The sequence below is a fragment of the Microcystis ichthyoblabe FBCC-A1114 genome, assembly GCF_050500245.1.
In the GTDB taxonomy this organism is placed as follows: domain Bacteria; phylum Cyanobacteriota; class Cyanobacteriia; order Cyanobacteriales; family Microcystaceae; genus Microcystis; species Microcystis ichthyoblabe_A.
Window position 1 is genome coordinate 2751205 of the sequence record NZ_CP191408.1, and the last position, 21291, is coordinate 2772495.

General features: G+C 41.8%; 24 protein-coding genes. 9 read left to right on the top strand and 15 right to left on the bottom strand.

What is annotated here, in order from left to right:
- Positions 1-141: 141 nt before the first annotated feature.
- The 3 genes from ACQY1Y_RS13140 (at position 142) to kaiC (ending at position 3198) form a co-directional block, all read left to right on the top strand.
- On the top strand, positions 142-1071 hold the full coding sequence (locus ACQY1Y_RS13140) for a circadian clock protein KaiA (RefSeq protein ID WP_002750903.1): 930 nt from the start codon (positions 142-144) through the stop codon (positions 1069-1071).
- A 56-nt stretch (positions 1072-1127) separates the two neighbouring features.
- Entirely contained in the window at positions 1128-1442 is a 315-nt protein-coding gene (gene kaiB, locus ACQY1Y_RS13145; RefSeq protein ID WP_002733742.1) for a circadian clock protein KaiB, read from the top strand.
- 193 nt (positions 1443-1635) lie between these two features.
- Positions 1636-3198 carry a circadian clock protein KaiC gene (kaiC, locus tag ACQY1Y_RS13150; protein WP_002743493.1) on the top strand — a complete coding sequence of 521 codons (1563 nt, stop codon included), beginning with the start codon at positions 1636-1638 and terminating at the stop codon, positions 3196-3198.
- A gap of 21 nt (positions 3199-3219) precedes the next feature.
- On the opposite strand, the gene ACQY1Y_RS13155 is transcribed toward kaiC, so the two are convergent.
- From ACQY1Y_RS13155 to ACQY1Y_RS13180, 6 genes are all read right to left on the bottom strand, one after another.
- Positions 3220-4215, bottom strand: a complete 996-nt coding sequence (locus tag ACQY1Y_RS13155; RefSeq protein WP_430012912.1) for a lysylphosphatidylglycerol synthase transmembrane domain-containing protein — start codon at positions 4213-4215, stop codon at positions 3220-3222.
- Positions 4216-4278: 63 nt separating this feature from the next.
- Positions 4279-5376 carry a sulfotransferase family protein gene (locus ACQY1Y_RS13160; RefSeq protein WP_430012913.1) on the bottom strand — a complete coding sequence of 366 codons (1098 nt, stop codon included), beginning with the start codon at positions 5374-5376 and terminating at the stop codon, positions 4279-4281.
- Between the two features lie 5 nt (positions 5377-5381).
- The gene (locus ACQY1Y_RS13165; RefSeq protein ID WP_430012914.1) at positions 5382-6770 is read right to left on the bottom strand and encodes an aspartate aminotransferase family protein; all 1389 of its coding nucleotides are present in this window, start codon (positions 6768-6770) and stop codon (positions 5382-5384) included.
- A gap of 384 nt (positions 6771-7154) precedes the next feature.
- Entirely contained in the window at positions 7155-7388 is a 234-nt protein-coding gene (locus tag ACQY1Y_RS13170; RefSeq protein WP_002733317.1) for a photosystem I reaction center subunit IV, read from the bottom strand.
- 78 nt (positions 7389-7466) lie between these two features.
- A complete protein-coding gene (locus ACQY1Y_RS13175) occupies positions 7467-8096 on the bottom strand; it encodes a DUF6391 domain-containing protein (RefSeq protein ID WP_002732841.1) in 630 nt (209 codons plus the stop codon).
- Positions 8097-8318: 222 nt separating this feature from the next.
- On the bottom strand, positions 8319-9020 hold the full coding sequence (locus ACQY1Y_RS13180) for a 16S rRNA (uracil(1498)-N(3))-methyltransferase (protein ID WP_016514888.1): 702 nt from the start codon (positions 9018-9020) through the stop codon (positions 8319-8321).
- 128 nt (positions 9021-9148) lie between these two features.
- Between ACQY1Y_RS13180 and ACQY1Y_RS13185 the strand changes: the two genes are divergently transcribed.
- From ACQY1Y_RS13185 to ACQY1Y_RS13210, 6 genes are all read left to right on the top strand, one after another.
- The gene (locus ACQY1Y_RS13185) at positions 9149-9475 is read left to right on the top strand and encodes a hypothetical protein (protein WP_016514887.1); all 327 of its coding nucleotides are present in this window, start codon (positions 9149-9151) and stop codon (positions 9473-9475) included.
- Between the two features lies 1 nt (position 9476).
- Complete coding sequence (locus ACQY1Y_RS13190; RefSeq protein WP_430012915.1) at positions 9477-9608, top strand: hypothetical protein; 132 nt, start codon at positions 9477-9479, stop codon at positions 9606-9608.
- Positions 9577-9984 carry a hypothetical protein gene (locus tag ACQY1Y_RS13195; protein WP_002775280.1) on the top strand — a complete coding sequence of 136 codons (408 nt, stop codon included), beginning with the start codon at positions 9577-9579 and terminating at the stop codon, positions 9982-9984. Before ACQY1Y_RS13190 ends, ACQY1Y_RS13195 begins: the two co-directional genes overlap by 32 nt.
- 80 nt (positions 9985-10064) lie before the next feature.
- The gene (locus ACQY1Y_RS13200) at positions 10065-10232 is read left to right on the top strand and encodes a hypothetical protein (RefSeq protein ID WP_430012916.1); all 168 of its coding nucleotides are present in this window, start codon (positions 10065-10067) and stop codon (positions 10230-10232) included.
- Between the two features lie 9 nt (positions 10233-10241).
- Positions 10242-12182, top strand: a complete 1941-nt coding sequence (locus ACQY1Y_RS13205; protein WP_430012917.1) for an AAA family ATPase — start codon at positions 10242-10244, stop codon at positions 12180-12182.
- A complete protein-coding gene (locus tag ACQY1Y_RS13210; RefSeq protein ID WP_430012918.1) occupies positions 12182-12589 on the top strand; it encodes a hypothetical protein in 408 nt (135 codons plus the stop codon). Before ACQY1Y_RS13205 ends, ACQY1Y_RS13210 begins: the two co-directional genes overlap by 1 nt.
- Before the next feature lie 42 nt (positions 12590-12631).
- On the opposite strand, the gene ACQY1Y_RS13215 is transcribed toward ACQY1Y_RS13210, so the two are convergent.
- The 9 genes from ACQY1Y_RS13215 to secA form a co-directional block, all read right to left on the bottom strand.
- A complete protein-coding gene (locus ACQY1Y_RS13215) occupies positions 12632-12883 on the bottom strand; it encodes a hypothetical protein (RefSeq protein WP_002750923.1) in 252 nt (83 codons plus the stop codon).
- A gap of 4 nt (positions 12884-12887) precedes the next feature.
- A complete protein-coding gene (locus ACQY1Y_RS13220) occupies positions 12888-13646 on the bottom strand; it encodes a hypothetical protein (RefSeq protein ID WP_103112535.1) in 759 nt (252 codons plus the stop codon).
- 30 nt (positions 13647-13676) lie between these two features.
- Entirely contained in the window at positions 13677-14069 is a 393-nt protein-coding gene (locus ACQY1Y_RS13225) for a Mo-dependent nitrogenase C-terminal domain-containing protein (protein WP_002750927.1), read from the bottom strand.
- A 586-nt stretch (positions 14070-14655) separates the two neighbouring features.
- Positions 14656-16413 (bottom strand): arginine--tRNA ligase, encoded by a 1758-nt coding sequence (gene argS, locus ACQY1Y_RS13230; protein ID WP_002733341.1) that lies wholly within the window; start codon positions 16411-16413, stop codon positions 14656-14658.
- A 92-nt stretch (positions 16414-16505) separates the two neighbouring features.
- Positions 16506-16892: a type II toxin-antitoxin system VapC family toxin gene (locus tag ACQY1Y_RS13235; protein WP_430012919.1), complete on the bottom strand. Its 387-nt coding sequence runs from the start codon at positions 16890-16892 to the stop codon at positions 16506-16508.
- The gene (gene vapB, locus ACQY1Y_RS13240; RefSeq protein WP_002750932.1) at positions 16892-17119 is read right to left on the bottom strand and encodes a type II toxin-antitoxin system VapB family antitoxin; all 228 of its coding nucleotides are present in this window, start codon (positions 17117-17119) and stop codon (positions 16892-16894) included. Before vapB ends, ACQY1Y_RS13235 begins: the two co-directional genes overlap by 1 nt.
- A 41-nt stretch (positions 17120-17160) precedes the next feature.
- Positions 17161-17640, bottom strand: coding sequence for a 2-C-methyl-D-erythritol 2,4-cyclodiphosphate synthase (gene ispF, locus ACQY1Y_RS13245; protein ID WP_045361179.1), 480 nt, complete (start codon positions 17638-17640; stop codon positions 17161-17163).
- Positions 17637-17804: a hypothetical protein gene (locus ACQY1Y_RS13250; RefSeq protein WP_430012920.1), complete on the bottom strand. Its 168-nt coding sequence runs from the start codon at positions 17802-17804 to the stop codon at positions 17637-17639. The genes ispF and ACQY1Y_RS13250 overlap by 4 nt, the downstream gene beginning before the upstream one ends.
- Positions 17805-18042: 238 nt before the next feature.
- Positions 18043-20856: a preprotein translocase subunit SecA gene (gene secA, locus ACQY1Y_RS13255; protein ID WP_430012921.1), complete on the bottom strand. Its 2814-nt coding sequence runs from the start codon at positions 20854-20856 to the stop codon at positions 18043-18045.
- Between the last annotated feature and the right edge of the window lie 435 nt (positions 20857-21291).

A 21291-nucleotide genomic window follows, 5' to 3' on the forward strand; every position in this document is an offset into this window, starting at 1 on the left:
ACAATTAACTACGATACCCACTGCCAAAAAGCAAAGTTAACCTTTAACTTCCCTTAGCTGATGGCGGGGGGTTGTCTTCTCAACAGAGAAAGCCTAACCTATTGTTTGTCAATTTCTATCTACCTTGCGGGTGAGAAAACGTTGCCTCCGAGACTGACTATTTATGCTTTTGTCCCAACGGACTCACCCTTAACGGGGGTGAGTTCACCTCTGGGGCTGGTTAATTCTTTGACGGCTTTATTGGCTAATGAACGGTATAATCTAACCCTGGGGTCATCTTCTAGCGAACTATTGGCTAATATCGAGGCAGAGAAGGAAAAAATCGATTGTTTGCTGGTGGTCTTTCATCCTTCCCTACAGCCGACTTTTAATCAACTCTACGAAGGGGGGATTTTACTGCCAGTAGTGATCATTGTCGCTGACAAGAACATCGCTCCTGAGATGAATGACTCTCCCACCTGTCTCTATCATAGTGCCGAATTACAAATCACCGTCAAGGAATTAGACAGCATCACCTCGGTCATCGACCAAGCGATCGCTCGATTTCTCCATTTAGCTCCTAATTGCTCTTTTTCCGAGCGTACTACGATTGTTAACCAACCGAATCCCGTGGAAAATAATCACAGTTTTCTCCTCCTACAACAGCGCCGTTTAGCAGAAAAATTAAAAGAAAGACTCGGCTATTTAGGTGTTTACTACAAACGCAACCCGCAGCTATTCTATCGCAATCTTGCCCCGGAGGAAAAAAAAGAATTACTGCGGGAATTAAGAAGAGATTATCGGGAGATTATTTTAAATTACTTCCAACAGGATTATCCGATTAATCAAGCGATCGATGAGTTGGTTAATAATGTCTTTTTTACCGATCTCTCAGTGTCGCAAATTCTGGAAATTCACATGGAGTTAATGGACGAATTTTCCCAACAGTTAAAATTAGAAGGCAGAAGTGAGGAAATTCTCCTAGATTATCGTCTCGCTCTCATTGATATCCTTGCTCACTTGGGGGAAATGTACCGTCGTTCCATACCTCGCGAGGATATCCCTTATGATTTATTATTGGGAATAGACTAAAATCTCCCCCATAAATAACAATAAACTCGTATCCCCAGCCCCTTTGATCTTAACCTATGAGCGTCTTTAAAAAAACCTATGTTTTAAAACTGTACGTCGCCGGCAATACCCCCAACTCCGTGCGTGCCTTAAAAACCCTGAAAAATATCCTAGAAGAGGAATTTCAGGGAGTGTATGCGCTCAAGGTGATTGACGTGCTGAAAAACCCGCAACTAGCGGAGGAAGACAAGATTCTCGCTACTCCTACCCTTGCGAAAGTCCTCCCTCCCCCGGTGCGGAAAATTATCGGTGATTTGTCCGATCGAGAGAAGGTTCTGATCGGTTTAGACTTACTATACGAGGAAATTCGTGAACGAGAAAATGATAGCTAGGTCTTTGTCCATAGTTGATTAGACGGGTTATATTGATTGAAGAAGAAATGATCGGGGCTTAATATAGTACCTCTATGGGAAAGTCAAGAGTCAATGGAAATCGAGATAGTGTAAAGTGTTTAGTCAGGCTTGATATGTTTCTGTGGAAAAATTAGATAAAAATCCTACTCTTTAAATACTCGCTGGATAAATAATGACTCAATCTAACTCTAATAGCCAATCGAATCCACCGATTAAACCGAAAGGTGTTCGCAAAATTAGAACCCTAATTGAAGGTTTTGATGAGATCACTCACGGTGGTTTACCCATGGGGAGAACTACCTTAGTTAGTGGCACTTCTGGCACGGGAAAAACCCTGCTTGCTGTGCAATTTCTCTACCATGGGATCAAGTATTTTGACTATCCGGGCCTGTTTGTTACTTTTGAAGAATCTCCCACCGATATTATCCAAAATGCCTATAGTTTTGGTTGGGATTTAGAAGAATTAATTGACCAGGGTAAATTATTTATTCTCGATGCTTCCCCGGATCCGGAAGGTCAAGAGGTGGTGGGTAGTTTTGATCTTTCGGCCTTAATCGAGCGCATTCAATACGCAATTACCAAATATAAAGCCAAACTGGTATCAATTGACTCTGTAACTGCCGTTTTTCAGCAGTACGAAGCGGCATCAGTGGTGCGGCGAGAAATTTTTCGGCTCGTGGCCCGGTTAAAATTATTAGAAGTGACTTCAATTATGACCACGGAACGTATCGAAGAATACGGAGCGGTGGCCCGTTTTGGTGTAGAGGAATTTGTCTCTGATAATGTGGTAATTATGCGGAACGTGCTAGAGGGAGAAAGGCGACGCAGAACCGCAGAAATCCTCAAATTACGGGGAACAACCCACATGAAGGGGGAATATCCCTTTACTATCACCAATGATGGCATTAATATCTTCCCCCTCGGTGCGATGCGTTTAACTCAGCGCTCTTCTAATGTCCGCATTTCTTCGGGAGTAAAAACCCTTGATGATATGTGTGGAGGCGGTTTTTTCAAGGATTCGATTATTTTGGCCACAGGAGCAACAGGTACGGGTAAAACTCTCTTAGTCAGTAAATTTCTGGAAGAAGGCTGTAGGCGCGGTGAGCGGGCGATTTTGTTCGCTTATGAAGAATCTCGCGCTCAATTGTCCCGAAATGCTTCTTCTTGGGGGATCGATTTTGAGGAGATGGAACGCAAGGGATTATTAAAATTGTTGTGTTCTTACCCGGAATCGGCGGGATTGGAAGACCATTTACAGATGATTAAGTCAGAAATCTCGGAATTTAAACCCTCCCGCATTGCCATCGATTCTCTATCGGCGCTCGCTCGCGGGGTGACAAATAATGCTTTTCGGCAATTTGTGATCGGGGTGACGGGATACGCCAAACAGGAGGAAATTACGGGATTTTTCACCAATACCACCGACCAATTTATGGGAGCGCACTCGATCACTGAATCCCATATTTCTACGATTACCGACACGATTTTAATGTTGCAGTATGTGGAAATTCGTGGCGAAATGTCGCGAGCGATTAACGTCTTTAAGATGCGCGGTTCTTGGCACGATAAAGGCATTCGTGAATATACTATCAGTCAGGATGGGGCGGATATCAAGGATTCTTTCCGCAATTACGAGCGGATTATTAGTGGTTCTCCGACTAAAATTAGCGTCGATGAAAAGACTGAATTATCGCGGATTGTTCGCAATGTACGCGAAAAATTACAGGATGAATAATCGGGAGTTGACTGATGGAGATTATTTTGAAGAGCGATCGGGTAAAGTCGGTCTTAGGGAAAATAACCACCAGATCAATAAACCTAATATAATCCAGAGAATATCTTTAACCCGGCGAATTACAGAAATCGCTAAACCTAATTCTAGACTGCCGGTTAAGGAAGCACTCAGCAGCACTAAAGAACCTTCTAAAGTACCGATATTAGCGGGAATAAAAAAGGTTCCAGCGCGTACCAATTGGGCAACAGAATCAAATAACCAAGCATCGGCAAAACTGATCGGATGTTGGAGAAACTGCATTAAAACATAGATTTCTAAAACTCCGAGGGGCCAATTGAGAAAACCGACGATCAAGCCATTTCTAAATAGGGGCAGATTCCGGTAAAATTCTCCTAAACGATCATCGACACTGCGAAGATTTTCTAAAGGTTTGGCTAGGCGATCGCCTAAAAAAGAATGACCTAATCGATTAACTATTCGGGAGGATAAACGGAATCGCTGAATCAAGAAAAATATCAGAATACAACTGGAGAATATAGCGAGACTTAATCCAGTAAAAGTTTTAAAAGAATTAGAAAATTTTGGGGAAGCTAGGAGCAGAAAAAAACCGATAATTGCAAAGAAGACAAGGGAAACAGTATTTAACGTTTTTGTCAGAATAATCGAGGCACTGGTTTCTTTATAGCTAATCTGATAGTGAGTTTTTAACATCACTGCTTTAAAACCTTCTCCTCCCAACGAAGCGAAGGGAGTCACGCGATTAAAGGCTGCCCCTACCATGTAAATTAATAATAGGCGAATTGTCCATCTAGGTTGGATAGGAATACTTTTAAAAGTTAGTTGCCAAGTAAAAACATCGGTGAGAAATTCTAGGAAGTAAAAAATAATCACTAATGTCATTCCCCACCAACCGACTAGGGTGATTTGTTGCCAAACTTCTTGCAGATTTGTTTGGCGCAAAATTACCCCTAGTAAAACAAAACCTAAACCCAGAAAGATAAATTTAAGATATTTCATATTAAATTATGAGTTATGAGTTATGACTGATAACTGATAACTGATAACTGAAAAAGCTGATAACTAAAAATAATTCCAACGTTGAATAAATGGCAGCCAATGGGATTCGACTAACTCGATCGCTTTTGCATCTGGGGGATAATTATTTTTTTTATATCCTTGCAGACTGGCGATATATTTCTCAAAGCGAGGCATAGCTATTTTTAAGTCGGGAAGTTGCAGTTGATCGTAAATTTTCTCGATTTGTGCTAGGGGGTCTTTTTCTAAATCTTCAAAACGAATTTCTACAAAACTATCGGCGGGTAAATCGGCACTATCTCGCAGGAGAGAATTGATCATTGGGGGATAACTTTTCAGAATCGCTTGCTCGATGACATCAATAGATAAATTATCGTAGGGTTGCAGTGCTAGTTCCGGTAGGATGCGGGTGAAAAAGTGGCGGGTTGAGGGAAAAACTAGATAGGGATTGCGGTAGATATGAATAAATTTAGCATCGGGCCAGATAGCTCGCAATCTGGCGATGTGTGCCGTATAAACGGGGTTTTTGAGTAGTAATTGTTTGCCTTTTTGGTGGATGGAAACTTTTTTTAATAGATGAGTATGCCAACGCTGCCAAGTGGCGATTTCTTTCTCGCTGCAGCCTTGAAAAAAAACCCCTCGATCGAAATGATACTGAAAACGTTGGGGAAAGTATAAACCATGGTAGTAGGAAAGGGGGATCATACTGGCCAGGGCGATCGAGTCTTCTTGGGGGGAATCGGGAGTAACAGCGACGTTATCCACATGGCGATCGCTAGGTAGGGCCAATTCTAGCAGCGGTTGAAATAAGCGGACGATACCGAGGATATCCCAGGGTAATCCCACCGCTAGGGGTGAAATATAGCCAAAATGCTCCGATTGACCGAGTAAATTGTGCAGATGGGTCGTGCCGCTGCGCCAATAGCCGACAATAAAAATGGGTGCTTTTACCTGCACGCGGCGCTCATAAAACCCTGTCATTAAAATTCGTTCTAGGGTAGAAAAAGGCAGTCGCGCTAGGGTAACTGTCAGCGCCAGGGTTGCTGGGGCCAAATTGGGGCGATCGATGCCGCCATTAGTCAAAAATAAACGTAATAGGGTACTAAGATTACTACCGCAGAGGGGATGAAACAAACTGGACATATTAACTATTTTTTGGCGGTTTTTTGGCGGATAGCTTGACTGGCCAAGGTTTTGCCGAATTCCCAAGCGGCCCCTGGGAAGCGATGTGCATCAGCGACCACATCTTTAACGGCGGTGACAAGCCAACGGCAATCCTCATCGGAGAGGGTGAGGGGGGGGATAAACTTGATGATATTCATGCCGTGGCCGGAAACCTGGGAGAGGATTTGATGACGGGTAAAGAGGGGAACGACGATTAACTGGGAAAATAGCCCTTTATTGGCGGTTTCTAGCATTTTCCAGGCGGCTTTTAGTGACCAACTGCTCGGCTCGGCAAATTCCAAGGCGATCATCATACCCAATCCCCGCACTTCCTGCAAACATTCGTACTGATCTACGAGGGGCTGCAGTTCTGCGATAATTTGTTGACCGATCAAAGCCGATCGCTCGACTAATTTTTCCTCCTCAATCACCTGTAAAGTGGCAATACCGGCGGCCATGGCCAGATTATTTTTACCAAAAGTGCTACCGTGAACCACAGAACGATCCATGCGATCGAATACTTTATCAAAGATCCAGCGACGACAGAGAACCGCTCCCACTGGCACAAAACCACCCGAAAGAGCCTTGGCAACACATAAAATGTCCGGTTCTACCCCCCAATGTTCCACTGCCCAAATTTTGCCGGTCCGGCCCAAACCGGTCTGCACTTCATCGGCTACAAAAAGAGTGCCATAACGACGACAAAGGGCCGCCGCCGCCGGGAGATAGTTCGGTTCGGGAATTCTCACCCCGTGACCTTGGATCGGTTCGGTAATAAAAGCCGCTACGTCTTGGTTAATTAGAGCTTTTTCGAGTGCGGTCAGATCGCCGAAGGGTATTTCCTTAAAATCGGCGACAAAAGGCCCAAATCCCTGGCGATAATGGGGATCGCCGGTGGCGGAAAGGGAACCCATGGTTAACCCGTGGTAGCCTCCCTGACAGTAAACAATTTGGCTGCGTCCGGTGGCGTAGCGGCTGAATTTAATGGCGGCCTCGACGGTTTCTGTGCCGGAATTAGCAAAGAAAACTCGTTCTAATCCGGGAGGGGCGATCGCTGCTAACCGTTCCGCCAGCAATCCCGCTAGGATAGAAGCATCCAATTGGACTAAATTGGGCAATGCTGCCGTCAATACTTCTTGTAAAGTTTGCACGATCTTGGGGTGATTGCGTCCGAGAGCGAAAACACCAAAACCACTCAGTAAGTCCAGATACTTTTCCCCCTGATTGTCGAATAGGTACGGACCTTCAGCTTTAACGTAGTGGCGATCGTAGCCGATCGTTTTTAGTACCCTAACCATCTGGGGGTTTAGGTATTGTTCGTGGAGGGCAAAGTTCTCTTCTAGTCTTTTTTCTATCAGTTCTAAAATGCTCATAAATTCCAGATTTCATGACTGAAAAACTAATTTTTAAACACCTCAAACCCGATTATGTTGATAGCACATTATCATGATTTTTGGTTATCTAATATTATAAATTATTTGATATATTTTGTCAAGTATTTAAAAACTTATCTAGGACAATTAAACTAATTCACTCTTGTTGGCTAAAGGTTCAAGCGACTTTTAGATAATTTATTAGTCAGTTTTTATATGGTTGGGGCGCAAGCGATGCGCCCAAAATGTAATATCAGTAAACTGTTTACTGTTCACTGATAACTGATTACTGATAACTGATTACTGATAGCTATAAAAAAACCGACCAACAAGAGAGAATTCCTGTCAGTCAGTCGGTGATGATAGGCTGAATTTTAGTCAGCTTTATTTCTTAGCGGGGGCAGCCTTAACGAGTTCCAATTCACTTTCAGCGAAGTTATTGGTATTCAGTCCACCAGCGCTACCACTAAAACCGTGGTAGTTAACAGTTTTAAAACGGACGATAACGGGATAGAGGATACCACTTTTGTCAACACTGGCTACGGTTCCTACATCGTTGTACCAGTAAGACTCTTTCCGTTTGACTCTAACTTCGGCTCCGCGTTCGATTCCAGGCATAGCTGTTGTTTTTTTTTAGGGTTTAGTTAACAGGTTACAATCAGAGCGAGTTTGCCGAAAGGGTTTTTACTTTAAGTTTTATTGCAAATCTTGCCACTCCACTGCCACGAAATGCCCCGAACGTCCCCATAGGTCTGCCTTTGGTGCAATGTTAACGATTGTTAAGTTAAAGGGAATAGCCGTAGTCAGGTATTTTTGGGCCGACATTCCCACATCTGGCCCGATTTGAAAAGCGGTGGCAGTGGCTAAACCTAAGCCTAATAACTGAGAAATCGGACCTCTGGGGAAGATAAGATGAGTTCCTAAGACTAAGCCGGCGGTTAAGGCTAAAGTTACCGATAAATTGGTGCCACAACGCGGATGTAATGCCAATTGCCCCTCGCCATTTTTGAGACGACGGAGCGCCTGTTTGGCCGCAATTTGCAGTTCATTTGTATTAATCTGTCCGTAGAGATAAAAACCCCTATCGGTGGACAGTCCCCCCAGGGCCTCGTTATCTGCGGGGGAATGGTCAAAAGGCGATTGACGACGGGCAGCCATTTCGCTTAATACCCAGACGGTGGCGTGTTCCAAGGCGTGAACCTGTCGCAGGGTGAGAAATTCTTTGACACCGGGGATAAAGCCGATTTGTGCCAGTAAATCGCTGTCTTGCTGGGGCGAGGGGTTAAACCAGTCAAAAGAGGGGTTAGAAGGGCTACTAGAGGTCATAAAGTTGCGCTAGGGCGAGTTTTTTCGAGGAATATGAGGGTGCTATCGGGTTGCAAGGCGGTATCCCAGTCGGTGTCTTTAATGGGAATTGACCAGGGTGGTTTCGACAAAAAAGGGAAAATCTGACCACCGGGGAACTGCTGCTAGTTCTTGCTTTGGGTAAGAAGCGAAAGGATTTCAGTTATCTCGATTGCTAGTCTTGGTCATAAAAACTGTAGTCAATTAGCTGTCTAAATAGGCGTTAATGATAGCGAGAGCCACTAAGGGAGCGGTAATTGTTCTCAAAATGCGTTTTCCCAGTGATACAGGTAGAAAATCAGCGGCGATTGCTTGTTCTATTTCTGCCTCCGTCCATCCCCCTTCCGGTCCGATGGCCATGGTTATCTCGGTTGATGTTTGTAATTGAGAAAGTAGCGGGGCCACTGTTCTACGCGTAACACCAATATAACAAGTTGTCTGTGGGTTAGCTCCCCGCTTAAGGATGGCTAAAAATGGCTGTGGTTCTTCGATTATGGGAATAATCTGTCTTTCTGATTGTTCTACAGCTTCCCGGGCAATTTTTCGCCAACGGTCAATTTTTTGAGGACTAGGATTGACTAAACCGCGTTCTGTCAGCAGCGGGATAATCCGATAAACTCCTAATTCGGTGGCAGCGCGAACGATATCATCAAAGCCATTTTTGGGAATTGCTACCATTAAATTCACTTGTACTGGTAGTTCGCTAGTTTCGTTTATCGCTTCTAAAAGATGGGCAGAATTATCAATTATTTCCGCTAACCACGCTTGTCCTTGTCCATTTAGGGCAATAAAACGGTCATGGGATTTTAAACGAACAACTTTTTTAAGATAATGACTTTGTTCGGGTGTTAAGGCAATTAACCCGTTTTCTAGGGTGTTAAAATCAAGAAGAAGACGGTAATACAAGGCGGTTTATTCTATATTGCTATCATGTTCAGAATCACTGTCAGCTATCTATTTTAGCTTTTGTGGTGTTTTTGTGTAGGGTAGATTAGCCTAAAACCTTGATCATTAACAAACACGGGAATTGATTAATGAATTTACTAGGCATCGTTTTATACTCTTTTACTGGGGTGCTTTTGTTGGGGTTAGCTGTAGCTATCTGGTGGTTGGTCGATACCCTATCTTTATCCCCCACTAAACCGAAAAGAGCTACTTCTAAAAATAATCGTCAAAATTTGCCAATCAGTCAGCAGCAACTTTTCTACTTAGAAAGAGAACTTTTAACCCTCGTGAATGGAGATAAAGCTTTAGCGACTCGATTACTTTTAAGTATTAGATTGAGAAATCCCCAACGTAGTAAAAGCTGGTGTTATGAAAAAGTTATTTATGATCTAAAACGAGATCGAGGAGGAATTTAAATTGCCACTACAACAATTAGACTTATTAGAAGAATACCGTAGTGATCGCCATAATCTCATTGCCGATTTTTATCTACCTTGTTTAGATTGGTACCCGATTGGTGCGTCAGGGAAAAAGAATCGCTCGCTCTAGTTCCTTAGACAGCGATCGAGTTGTGTTATTATCACAGTTGTCTTCGGGAAATACTGACGCATTAGTGACAGTAAAATGTATTGATGAGAGAGTTGATATAACACAAGTCAGTCCAGGAATTATCCTCGCTGCTGATGCTTCTCCTCGTCAATTTATTCAACGTCGCAGCAAAATTATCCCGGCAGCTGGTGGCCAAGAAAAAAGCAACTTGAATCGATGTCTTAACCCTTGGAGCGATAGTGAGGTAAAATTAATTACATCGGAGATCAAAAGAGTTATTGATTTTGCCCGGGCAGCCAGCAATCAAGCTACAGTTATTAACAGATTAGTCCAAGAATTAAGTTACTATGGTCTTACCTACTCAGATCTGTTATAAAATTTCTCCTCATCAAGGTATCTATTGGCCAATAGGAATTAAGACTTGACAATACCCACTCCCCAACCCACAAAAAATTCATGGACATAACTGCTAAAATTGAAGAACTGGCACAAAAATATGAGATACCTCCCCAACTGCTAAAGGAAGCCATGGCTTTAGAAGTAGGAAAAATTACTCTAAAAAATCGGCGGCTATCACCTAAAATTGTCGAACTTATCGAAAAATATACCGACTCCTCACAATAAATAAACTCTATGACTTTGAGACTGAAACAAATTCGCTTAACTAATTGGAAATGTTACCCTAGTCAAAATATTACTTTTAACCTGCATCCCGACAGAAAAATTCAGATTATTTTTGGTAATAATGGCCACGGTAAAACTTCTCTGATGACAGCGATTTTATGGTGTCTCTATGGGGTAGATATTGTATCTAAAGAGACTCTGAAAACCTATTTTTATAGAGGTAAGGATGATTCTTCACCGGCAAGAGAAATGCGGGTAGAATTAAATTTTACTAGAAACGAGAAAAATTACTTTATCAGTCGCACAGCGAAATTAAACGTTAATGGTAGCACTTCTTCTCTCAGCTTAGAGGAAGCATTATTTTATGAAGATGGAACCATAAGAAGTAACTCTAGGGAATATATCGAAGCATTGCTTCCTAAATCTATTCGAGATTTTTTCTGTTTTGATGGCTTAAAAATTGAACAATATACCCAGATAACTCAAACTAAAGAAGCAAAAGAAGCAATTGAAAAAGTTTTAGGTATCCCGGAATTAAGAAACCTGCGCGATGATACAGAAAAAGCCTTACAAGACTTAGAAACCCGTTTAAATAAAGCCAAGGGAACCAGTCAAACTTTTAAAGATAAGCTGCAACAATTGCGAGAATTAGAAGAAGAAATTGATCTGCAACAAGGTCAGCGTAAAAATGCTAAAGATGAGGAAAAAAATGCTAAAATTATCCATCATGATGCTCAAGACAAGGCCGCTCAGATTGAAAGTTTACGAGAAAAACTAGAGGAAATTCATAACTTAGAGAAAAAGCGTATCGGGTTACAAACTCAGTTAAATAACCTACAAAAGTCTATTGATTCTTGGTTAAAAAAAGCTTCGATACCTTTGCTGATTAACTTTGTGCAGGAAATGGCCGATGATTTGCAAGTTACTAGCTTAAAAAGCAACTATAAAACTAATTCTACAGCAATTTTTAAAGCAATACTTGACGACGAAAGCTGTCTATGTGGTCGTTGTTTAGATAAAAGTTCTCGTGATTTTATACTTCAACAAATTGCCGAACTAGAGTCCTTAGAAGTGGACAACACCACCAGAATAGAAAAAGATCAAATTAGAATTGATTTACAGGGAATTATCCGAGATAATGCCAAATTTAGCAATTATAGTCAATTGCTTTTGCAAAGAGATCTTTTAGAAGAAGAAATCGAAGAAATTAATCAAGATATGAGACAGCTAAAACAGGAAACCACGGGAATAAATCAAGACTCGGTTAGGGATATTTGGCGAAAAGTTGACGAATCGGAACAAAAAGTTAAGGAGATTGAAGAAAAGATCGAACGCTTGCAAAAGGACATTGAAATCAAAGAAAAGCAATTAGAAAATTTACGCAAAGAAGTGGAAATTTTAGCTAGTGAAAATCAAACCACACTGATGTTATCTAATCAGGTTAAAATGGCCAGAGGTTTAAAAAATGCCACTAACGAATTAATCGAATGGCATATCGATAATTCTCAAAAAATGATTAATCAAGTAACCAGCGATCGCTATTTACAAGTAACCAACAAACCAGAGGAATATAAAGGAGTAGAAATCACTCCCGAATATACTTTAGGAATCCGTACCATCACGGGAAAATTATTAAATCCCGATGTCTTAAGTGCGGGAGAAAAGGAAGCTTTAGCTTTTGCTTTTATCACTGGTTTAAATCAAATAACCGATAATTGTGTTCCCCTAATTATGGATACACCTTTTGGCCATTTAGACAAAGAACATCAAAAAAATATTATTAACTCTCTCCCTAATTTAAACTCCCAAGTGATTATTCTAGCTACCGATCGCGATCTTCCCGATCCACTTTTAAATCTGCTGCTCCCCTACACTACTGATATTTTTAAAATACACCGTTTAGCTGCCGATAAAGATGCTTCCGTGATTGAAGTGATGGAGAGTTACTAATGCAGAGAATCGATTCCAGTTTGAAGATTTATGCCTCGGAAACTTCCAGAAATTATCTACAGGTACTAAAAGATAATAAAACCTTTGAGCGCATGGTAGATGCTTATTTATTCGCCGCTGCTTTTGCCATTAAACAAGACTTCAGTATCTACGGAACCACTTTGAGCAATCGACAAGATTTAATTAATATTAGCCAAATCGAGCCAGAAGTTATTTTAGCTTTAACTGCCGGAATTTATATTATCTGTAAAAAGAATTCCTATCCTCAACCCAGCGATGGCAAAGAAATTTTAGATAAGATCTGTCAATACGCAGAAGTGGGATTAAGGGAATTAAAAGAACGCTGGCAAGGCAAAGTCAGCAATCAAATCCAAGCTGACATTGAGAGAATTATCAATAATCTCTAAAATTCTCCCTATCTAACTATCTTTTTTAGGGATAACGACAAATTAGATTCTTTCCACACTGCCAAAAAAGACGGGTTCCACGCGAATAGCAACGATACTAGCTGGACGTAAAACCATATATTCCCCTTGAATATTTCTGATCGGAACATTGATAAAATCCCTGGAATCGGCTTTCGGAACTAATTCGTTACTGTACCACTTTTGAAATTCTTGGATAGTCAAAAAACGGACTTCCTCGCGATGTCCACTGCTCAAGAACAAATGTACAGCGTACTCGTCAGCTTTTCTACTCATTTTTTTAACTAATCAGATTGAATTTTTGTAATAAAGTTGCCATTAAAGGCGGAAAAGTGAGACGCAATTCGCTCAGATCCGAGAAGATTAATTTTTGGTAGCTTGGCAGGTCAAAAGCTAGTTTACCCTTTAATTCCGCCCGATTTTGATAGGTTAGCAGAATTTGTCCGCCCTGTTTACAAGCGATCGCATAACCTAATTCTACACCCACTAGGGGACTGGGCAGTAATTCCGTTTCCTTTTGGCTAATCGCCGTAGCATCGGCAATAAATAATAAACTTTTGCGAATTTTGCGTAATTGACTATCACTCAACCGGGTGACATTGCCCTCAGTTCGAGGCGTTTCTTCCATAGTTAAGGGCAAACGGGAGCGTTTATTGAGATTTTCGACGGTTTCGGTCAAAACTGTTTTTAAAGCGGTGCTAGAGTCCTTAAATTGGCTTTGGGAGCTAAAATAAATGACGGGATCCAACCAAGCGCTGAGGTCCTGTTTAGTAAAGTAAATTTCTTGGGAAATCAGGTCAATATTCGAGATGACGTAACCGCCACTACCTTCGAGGTAAAATTCCACCCTTTCCCCTTCTAAATAGCGTTGGAACCAGACAGAACCCTGTATTGTCAGACTATCATCGAGAAAATCGGCTCTTAAACCCGATTTTAAGAGACTATTGCGACTTAAGCGCAAGTCGTGGGGACGTTTGACAACCTCGCGGATAGGTTCGTATTTGTCCAGATACCAAGCTTTCAGAGCGATGATGGCCATAGGTGTGGCGATTAAAGACACTCTCCTATTTTAGCAGTAAGCACCGATATCCTCTCCACATTCATCGGCCAGGTAAGAAAGAGCGCGAAATCTTAACATCATCAGGTTTTCGTAGAGGGGATTTAGCTTGCAAAGGGGGGGAATCTCTAGAATTGTCCAGCTAAATAGGTTAATTTTCCGCGCAAAGGGACATTGAGCCGGAATTAGACGACAAATCCTGTGAGCTAGTTCAGGTGTATTGATTTCTAGGCGATCAATTCGTTGCCGCAGGGGTTGCCATAAATCCCATTTTGGTTGCGGTGACGGATTTTTCCGATTGCCTTTCGACCAAGGGGCGATCCAATTAGAGACAATTATTTTATTTGTGGTATAATCTGATACATCAGCATCGGCCATAGCTTTATCTTCAATTGATTGACTCATAAGGTTCTATCTGAGATTACGACAGGGCAAATGCTCTTTCCCGAAAATCCTCTAGGACGTTCGGACATTTGACCGCTTTAACGATAACATCTCTGGGATAAAATTACTCGTTAAGACTACACAGGAACGCTGGGGCTGCGGAGAGGAAATCTGAACTTTTGTACTAATTCCCGATCTCCGAGTTATCACCTGAAAGCTAATAGGCAACAGACGACAATAAGATAACGTCATGAGTCAGTTTAACTAGATTAATCTCTAAGCTTCCCCCAAAGATATTGGCTCTGATTAGAGCTATATCTAGGTTAGCAAAAAGTCGGGTTTTTTCACGTCAGCATAGTACACTTTTTCTGGGTATAAAATAGCACCCAGTTTTGTCAAGGATACGCAATGCAAGGGGTGTAGGGTGTAGGGTGTAGGGTGTAGGGTGTAGGGTGTGGGGTGTGGGAATTATGAATTATCAATTATGAATTATCAATTATCAATTATGAATTATCAATTATGAATTGGGTCGTTTTTTGCTGTCAACTGATAACTGATAACTGATAACTGATAACTGATAACTGATAACTGATAACTGATAACTGATTTACATTCTTTCCAAAACGGGAATTCCCAGGAGAGATAAGCCTAATTTTAGGGTTCTTGCCGTTAAATCACACAAAACTAAACGAGAGGTTTTAATCGGTTCTGCTGCTTTCAGAACGGGACAATTTTCGTAGAAACGATTATACTTTTTACTGAGTTCATAAAGATAATCACATAAACGATTGGGTAATAAATCCTCTTCCACTGCACTAATTACTTCCGGCAGTTGCAGTAATTGTTTAGCCAGAATTAATTCGCTTTCATCCTTGAGAATTAGCGGTGAATTGGCACTTAAATCCTGAAAATTAATACCACCTTCGCGACTGATACTCTGGACCCTAGCGTAAGCGTACAGCATATAAGGGGCGGTGTTGCCTTGCAGATTGAGCATTTTGTCGTAACTGAAAACGTAGTTACTATTGCGATTTTGGCTGAGATCGGCGTATTTAACGGCACTTAAACCGACAGTTTCGGCAGTCTTAGCGATAAAATCGCCAGTTTCTTCTCTTTCCTCGCTTGCCAGTCTTTTTTCTAAGTCAGCTAGGGAATAGGCGATCGCTTGATCGAGTAATTCTTGTAATTTTACCGTCTCCCCGGAACGAGTTTTTAATTTTTTACCATCTTCCCCTAAAACTAATCCAAAAGCGACGTGAACCACTGCCACATTATCGGGTAAAAATCCCGCTTTTTTAGCCACCTGAAATACTTGGGCAAAATGGTTAGCTTGTCCAGCATCGGTAACATAAATTATTCTTTCGGCCTTATCTTCACGCACTCGATAACAAATTGCCGCTAAATCGGTGGTAGCGTAATTATAACCGCCGTCGGATTTCTTGACAATTAGGGGCAGAGGATCCCCCTCTTTGTTGGTAAAACCATCGAGAAAGACGCATAAAGCGCCATTGTCTTCTATTAGCAATCCCTGTTGATCTAATTCTCTGATTACTGTCTCAAGGTAGGGATTATAAAAAGATTCCCCCCTTTCCGTCAGTTTTATATCGAGAATATCATAGATTTTCTGAAATTCCCGTCGTGATTGTTGACAAAGTAACTGCCATGCTTGACGACTTTGAGGATCACCTGACTGTAATTTTACTACGGCTTGACGGGCAGTTTCTTTAAAGTTTTCGTCTTCATCAAAACGAATTTTAGCCTTTTTATAAAAGCTAACTAAATCCCCTAAATCAAGAGCATCTGCTTGGGTTAAAGCGCTAGGATAAGCTTCTTGTAGATAGGTGATTAACATCCCGAATTGAGTACCCCAATCCCCGACGTGATTAAGACGAATTACTTGATGATGACGAAATTCCAAAATCCGAGCAATACAATCACCAATTATAGTCGATCGCAAGTGACCGACGTGCATTTCTTTAGCAATATTGGGACTGGAAAAATCGACAATAATTTTTTGACTGGGGTTAGCAGTGGCAACTCCTAAACGGTTGTCAGTAATTAGGTCTTTTAATTGGGTTTCTAGATAACTGGGTTTAAGGGTAAGATTGATAAAACCAGGTCCGGCAATTTCGGGGGGTTGACAGAGATCATCTATCTCTAGATTTTTTAGTAAAGTTGTCGCCACTTCCCGCGGTTTTTGTTTTAATTCTTTGGCTAAAGAGAGGGAAATATTACATTGATAATCGCCAAAACGGGGGTTACTAGCGGCGACAATTAGAGGATCGGTAGCGGCAAAGTTTTCCCCAAAGGATTTAACTAGGGATTGGGAAAAACGCTCTTTTATTTGTTGGATAATGGCAGTCATAGAGAGAATTTAGCAATGAATGTTAGAAGTCTATGGGGAATTAGGAAATTTATCTTGCTCTCATCTTGAATAGAATTGAGCCGGACGGGGTATTATGTCCATTTTCTTGGTACATTATAAGCATCAAATTTAGTATCTTTACTAATTAGAATTAGCGATCTGTTTAGAGACTGAGCAATTGGCATTCTATCAAATGGATCACGGTGATGCAAGGGTAAAGTACAAATTTTTAGAGTATCAGAAAATGATATAGACAGTAAGGTTATATCTGATGCTTCTAGTTTAGTTTCAATGGTTTCATAACTTTTTTGTAGGGCTAACTTACCTAAATTTAACTTAATCGCGATTTCCCAGAGACTAACAATACTGACATAAACTTCAGGAGCAAAATCAATTTCCTCCCGAAGATTATTAGGCAAGTTAGAATCGTTTTCAGTTAACCAGATGAAAGTATGGGTGTCCAGAAGAAAAGATGTCATCACATATATTCCTGAAAATCTTCCAAAGACTCATCAAAATCATCAGACAAAGGTAAGGTAAATGTACCTTGTAAAATTCCTGAACGACGTTTTCTAAGAGAAGGTTTCTCTATAATAACATCTGATTGATAATTGGCCATCAAATATTCAGCATAGTGAAGCAGCTCTATTTTTAAGAACTCTGGCATTGTTTCGACAGTTTCTAAGATTTTTGTGTCTATATTCATAAGTTATGGATACTTAATCTCAGCAAATTTTTACTAATTACTTATTCCTTAACCAATAAAACCACGGCATAAACTGCGATACCTTCTTCTCGTCCCACAGGTCCTAATTGTTCGTTAGTAGTGGCTTTAATTCCCACCTGTTCTGGATTAATCTTGAGAGTTTCTGCTAATTTGGCTCGCATCGCATTAAGGTGGGGTTTCATTTTCGGTTTTTCGGCAACAATTACCGAATCAATATTATTAATCTGCCAACCTTTATCGATAATTAATTGATTAACTTGTTCTAATAATTTTAAACTATTCGCCCCTTGCCATTGTGGGTCTGTGGGGGGAAAATAATGACCGATATCGCCTAAACTAAGCGCACCCAGCATGGCATCCATAATAGCGTGGGTTAAGACATCGGCATCACTGTGACCCAATAAACCCACAGTATGGGCAATTTCTACTCCTCCTAAAATTAAAGGTCTTCCTGTTACCAATCGGTGGATATCGTAGCCGTTACCAATACGAATATTCATAGAGCAGTCCTCATTGTCGGTGTTTCTGCAAATGTGAGATGCACCCAAATTGCGGTAGAATTTTCTTGGGGATAATCTCCTAACTTCTGACTATCCACTGCCGATTCCCGCAAAGGATAGCCATTTATTCTATCAGATTGAGAAGATATTAAATATGATAACACTTGTGACTATATTTTTCACTGCCTTGCTGGCAGTTACGGATTTTACTTACCAAGTTTTGATTCATTTTCCCATACAAATCCTCAATTCTTTGGGGTCGTTGCTGTCCTATGGAGTAATGGGACTGATAATTTTAGTCCTAGTGTGGATTGTAGGTGACTGATTTCTCGGTAGAAAAAAATGAGAGAATCAGCCTTAGCCAATTCTCCCCAATTTAAACCAACCTTTAATTTTTACTGTTCACTCACTAGCCACTGCTTGGGGTTGTCCTTGCGGTTGGAATTGGAACAGAGAATAAACCACGTTACGACGGATATCAATCATCATTTCTAAAAACATCTCGTAGCCTTCCTGTTTATACTCAATTAGGGGGTCTTTTTGACCGTAACCGCGTAAACCAATCGACTCGCGTAAAGCTTCCATAGCTTGCAGGTGTTCGCGCCATAACATATCGATTTGTTGCAGGATAAAATAACGTTCGGCATCGCGCATGAAACCGGCGCGAATATTATCCACTTGACGTTCCTTAATTTCGTAGGCTTTGCGAACTTCTTCGTGTAGGAACATCTTGATATCATTAACACTCATATCCTCGATATCTTTAGCGGTAATATCTGCCAACAGATAGACGAATTCCTGAGATTTACTAATCAGTTTTTCTAAATCCCATTCTTCTGCCGGCAGTTCAGGATTAATATAAGCCATGACGATTTCATCCATGGTTTTTTCGGCGTATTGCAGCACCTGTTCTTTTAGGTCCATCCCCTCCAAAACCCGACGACGTTCGGCATAAATAGCGCGCCGTTGATTATTCATCACCTCGTCGTATTCAAACACCTGTTTCCTGGCATCATAATAGAAGGTTTCCACTTTTCTTTGCGCTCCTTCCAGGGAACGAGTTAACATTCCCGACTCAATGGGCATATCTTCTTCCACCCGGAAGGCATCCATTAAACCCGCCACGCGGTCGCCCCCAAAAATCCGCAATAAATTGTCTTCTAGACTTAAAAAGAAGCGTGTAGAACCGGGGTCGCCCTGTCTGCCCGCCCGGCCTCGCAATTGGTTGTCAATACGGCGGGATTCGTGGCGTTCCGTCCCGATAACGTGCAGTCCGCCCCTTTCTACTACTTCATCGTGTTCTTTGCCTGTGTAATCTTCATAACTTTTGCGAATTAATTTATAGACTTCGCGTAACTTTTGAATAACCGGGTCATCCGTGGGAGCTTTTTCGGCTGCGATAGCGATTTTTTCTTCTGCTTCTAATTCGAGTAAACTTTGAGTTCCGTGGGTATCAACGGCAAATTTAACCGCTTCTTTCAGGGCATTTTCTACCTCTTTCGGTAACTCGGTGGGAAAAATTTCCGCCGAGGCGCGCCAGTTTTTTTTCTTCTTACCCGGGGCGAATCCTTGCGGGCGATTGCGTTCTCCTAAACTGGGTAAACTAAAGGCCAAATTGTCATCCTCGGGCATAACTAATTTGGGCATTAAATACTCGCGAATTTTCAATCGGGCCATATAGTCGGAGTTACCACCGAGAATGATATCGGTTCCCCGTCCCGCCATGTTCGTGGCAATAGTTACGGCTCCGGCCCGGCCTGCTTGGGCGACGATTTCCGATTCCCTTTCCACGTTTTCCGGACGAGCATTAAGTAAGTTATGGGGAATCTTTCTTCCCTGTAATAAAAGCGAAAGCACTTCCGATTTTTCCACACTGGTGGTACCGACTAAAACCGGGCGACCCTGTTCGTGCATTTGTTGACATTCTTCAGCGACGGCGTTCCATTTTGCCTGTTCATTTTTATAGACCACATCGGCTAAATCTTGCCGACGAGAAACGCGGTTAGTGGGAATAATTGTTACTTGCAGGTTATAGACTTTTTCTAGTTCCGTTTCTTCGGTTTTGGCCGTCCCGGTCATGCCGGATAATTTCGGATAGAGTAGGAAAAAGTTTTGATAGGTAATCGTGGCTAAGGTTTGGGTTTCCTGTTGAATTTCTACCCCTTCCTTAGCTTCCACTGCCTGATGTAAACCATCGCCCCAACGTCGGCCCGGTAATACCCGTCCCGTGAACTCATCAACGATAACAATTTCACCACTGCGAACGATATAGTTAACGTCTTTTTTCTGGAGTTCTTTGGCACGAATAGCGTTAGAAATATAGTGCGCCCAGGGATTTTCTTGGTCGTATAAATCGGTGACTTCTAATAGTTCTTCCGCTCTTTTAAAGCCTTCATCGGTCATTAAAACGTTACGGTCTTTTTCGTTAACTTCGTAGTCTCCCGGTCCGTCTTCTACTTCTTGGCGCACTAATTGCTTGGCGATTTCGGCGGCGAGAATATATTTTTCTGTGGGTCGATCGATCGGTCCTGATATAATTAATGGAGTTCTGGCCTCATCGATAAGAATGGAGTCCACTTCGTCGATAACGCAGTAGTTAAAGGGTCTTTGGACAACTTCCCCCATCACTGTAGCCATGTTATCGCGCAGATAATCGAAGCCGAGTTCGCTGTTAGTGGTGTAGGTGATGTCACAGGCATAATTTTTCTTTCTTTCTTCTGGACTCATGCCGGCTTGAATTAGTCCCACACTTAACCCTAAAAAGCGGTGTACCTGCCCCATCCATTCCGCGTCACGACGGGCGAGATAATCGTTAACGGTGACGACGTGAACCCCTTTTCCGGTCAATCCATTCAAATAAGCGGGGAGTGTGGCAACCAGGGTTTTTCCTTCCCCGGTTTTCATCTCGGCGATTTGTCCTTTGTGCAGTACCATTCCCCCCAATAACTGCACGTCAAAGTGACGCATCCCTAAGACTCGGATTCCCGCTTCCCGGACAATGGCGAAAGCTTCGGGGAGGATTTCCTCGAGAATCTCCTCTCTTTCGTCATAATTTCTCGCTTTGTCTAATCTTTCCTTAAATTCGCTGGTTTTGCCCCTTAATTCCTCATCGGATAGGTTTTTAATGTCTTCTTCCAGCAGGTTGATTTCGGTGACGAGGGGCTGAAATTTTTTAATTTTGCGGGCGTTGGGATCTCCGAGTAGGGCTTTTAACATAGCAGTTTTTATTCTCTCGCTTCGATTGGCTCTTGGTCTGTGGTGTTAACAATTGTATCACTCTCGTTGGGAGTGGAGAATCATTTATCGGTGAACAGGGACGGCGTTGTCAGATTCAGAAGAGGAAAGATGCAATGCTCCCAACTGATTCGGAGCATCTTTCAATTTGACAACGCCGATTGTAGGGCTAATTCATGAATTAGCCCTACGCCGATTGTAGGGCTAATTCCACTGCTAAATCGAGCGACTCTTGTTCCCCACTTAAGCCCAACTATCGGCACTATTCGTTCATTAAACACTAATTGTCAAGATGCCATGTAATCTTTCCTATCAAAGTAATTTCAGTTCCGGTGCTGATTCGGAGCATCTTTCAATTTGACAACGCCAAAATTTTTGAGACATTTCAATATAAATTTAAAAGGCAACCGCAACAAA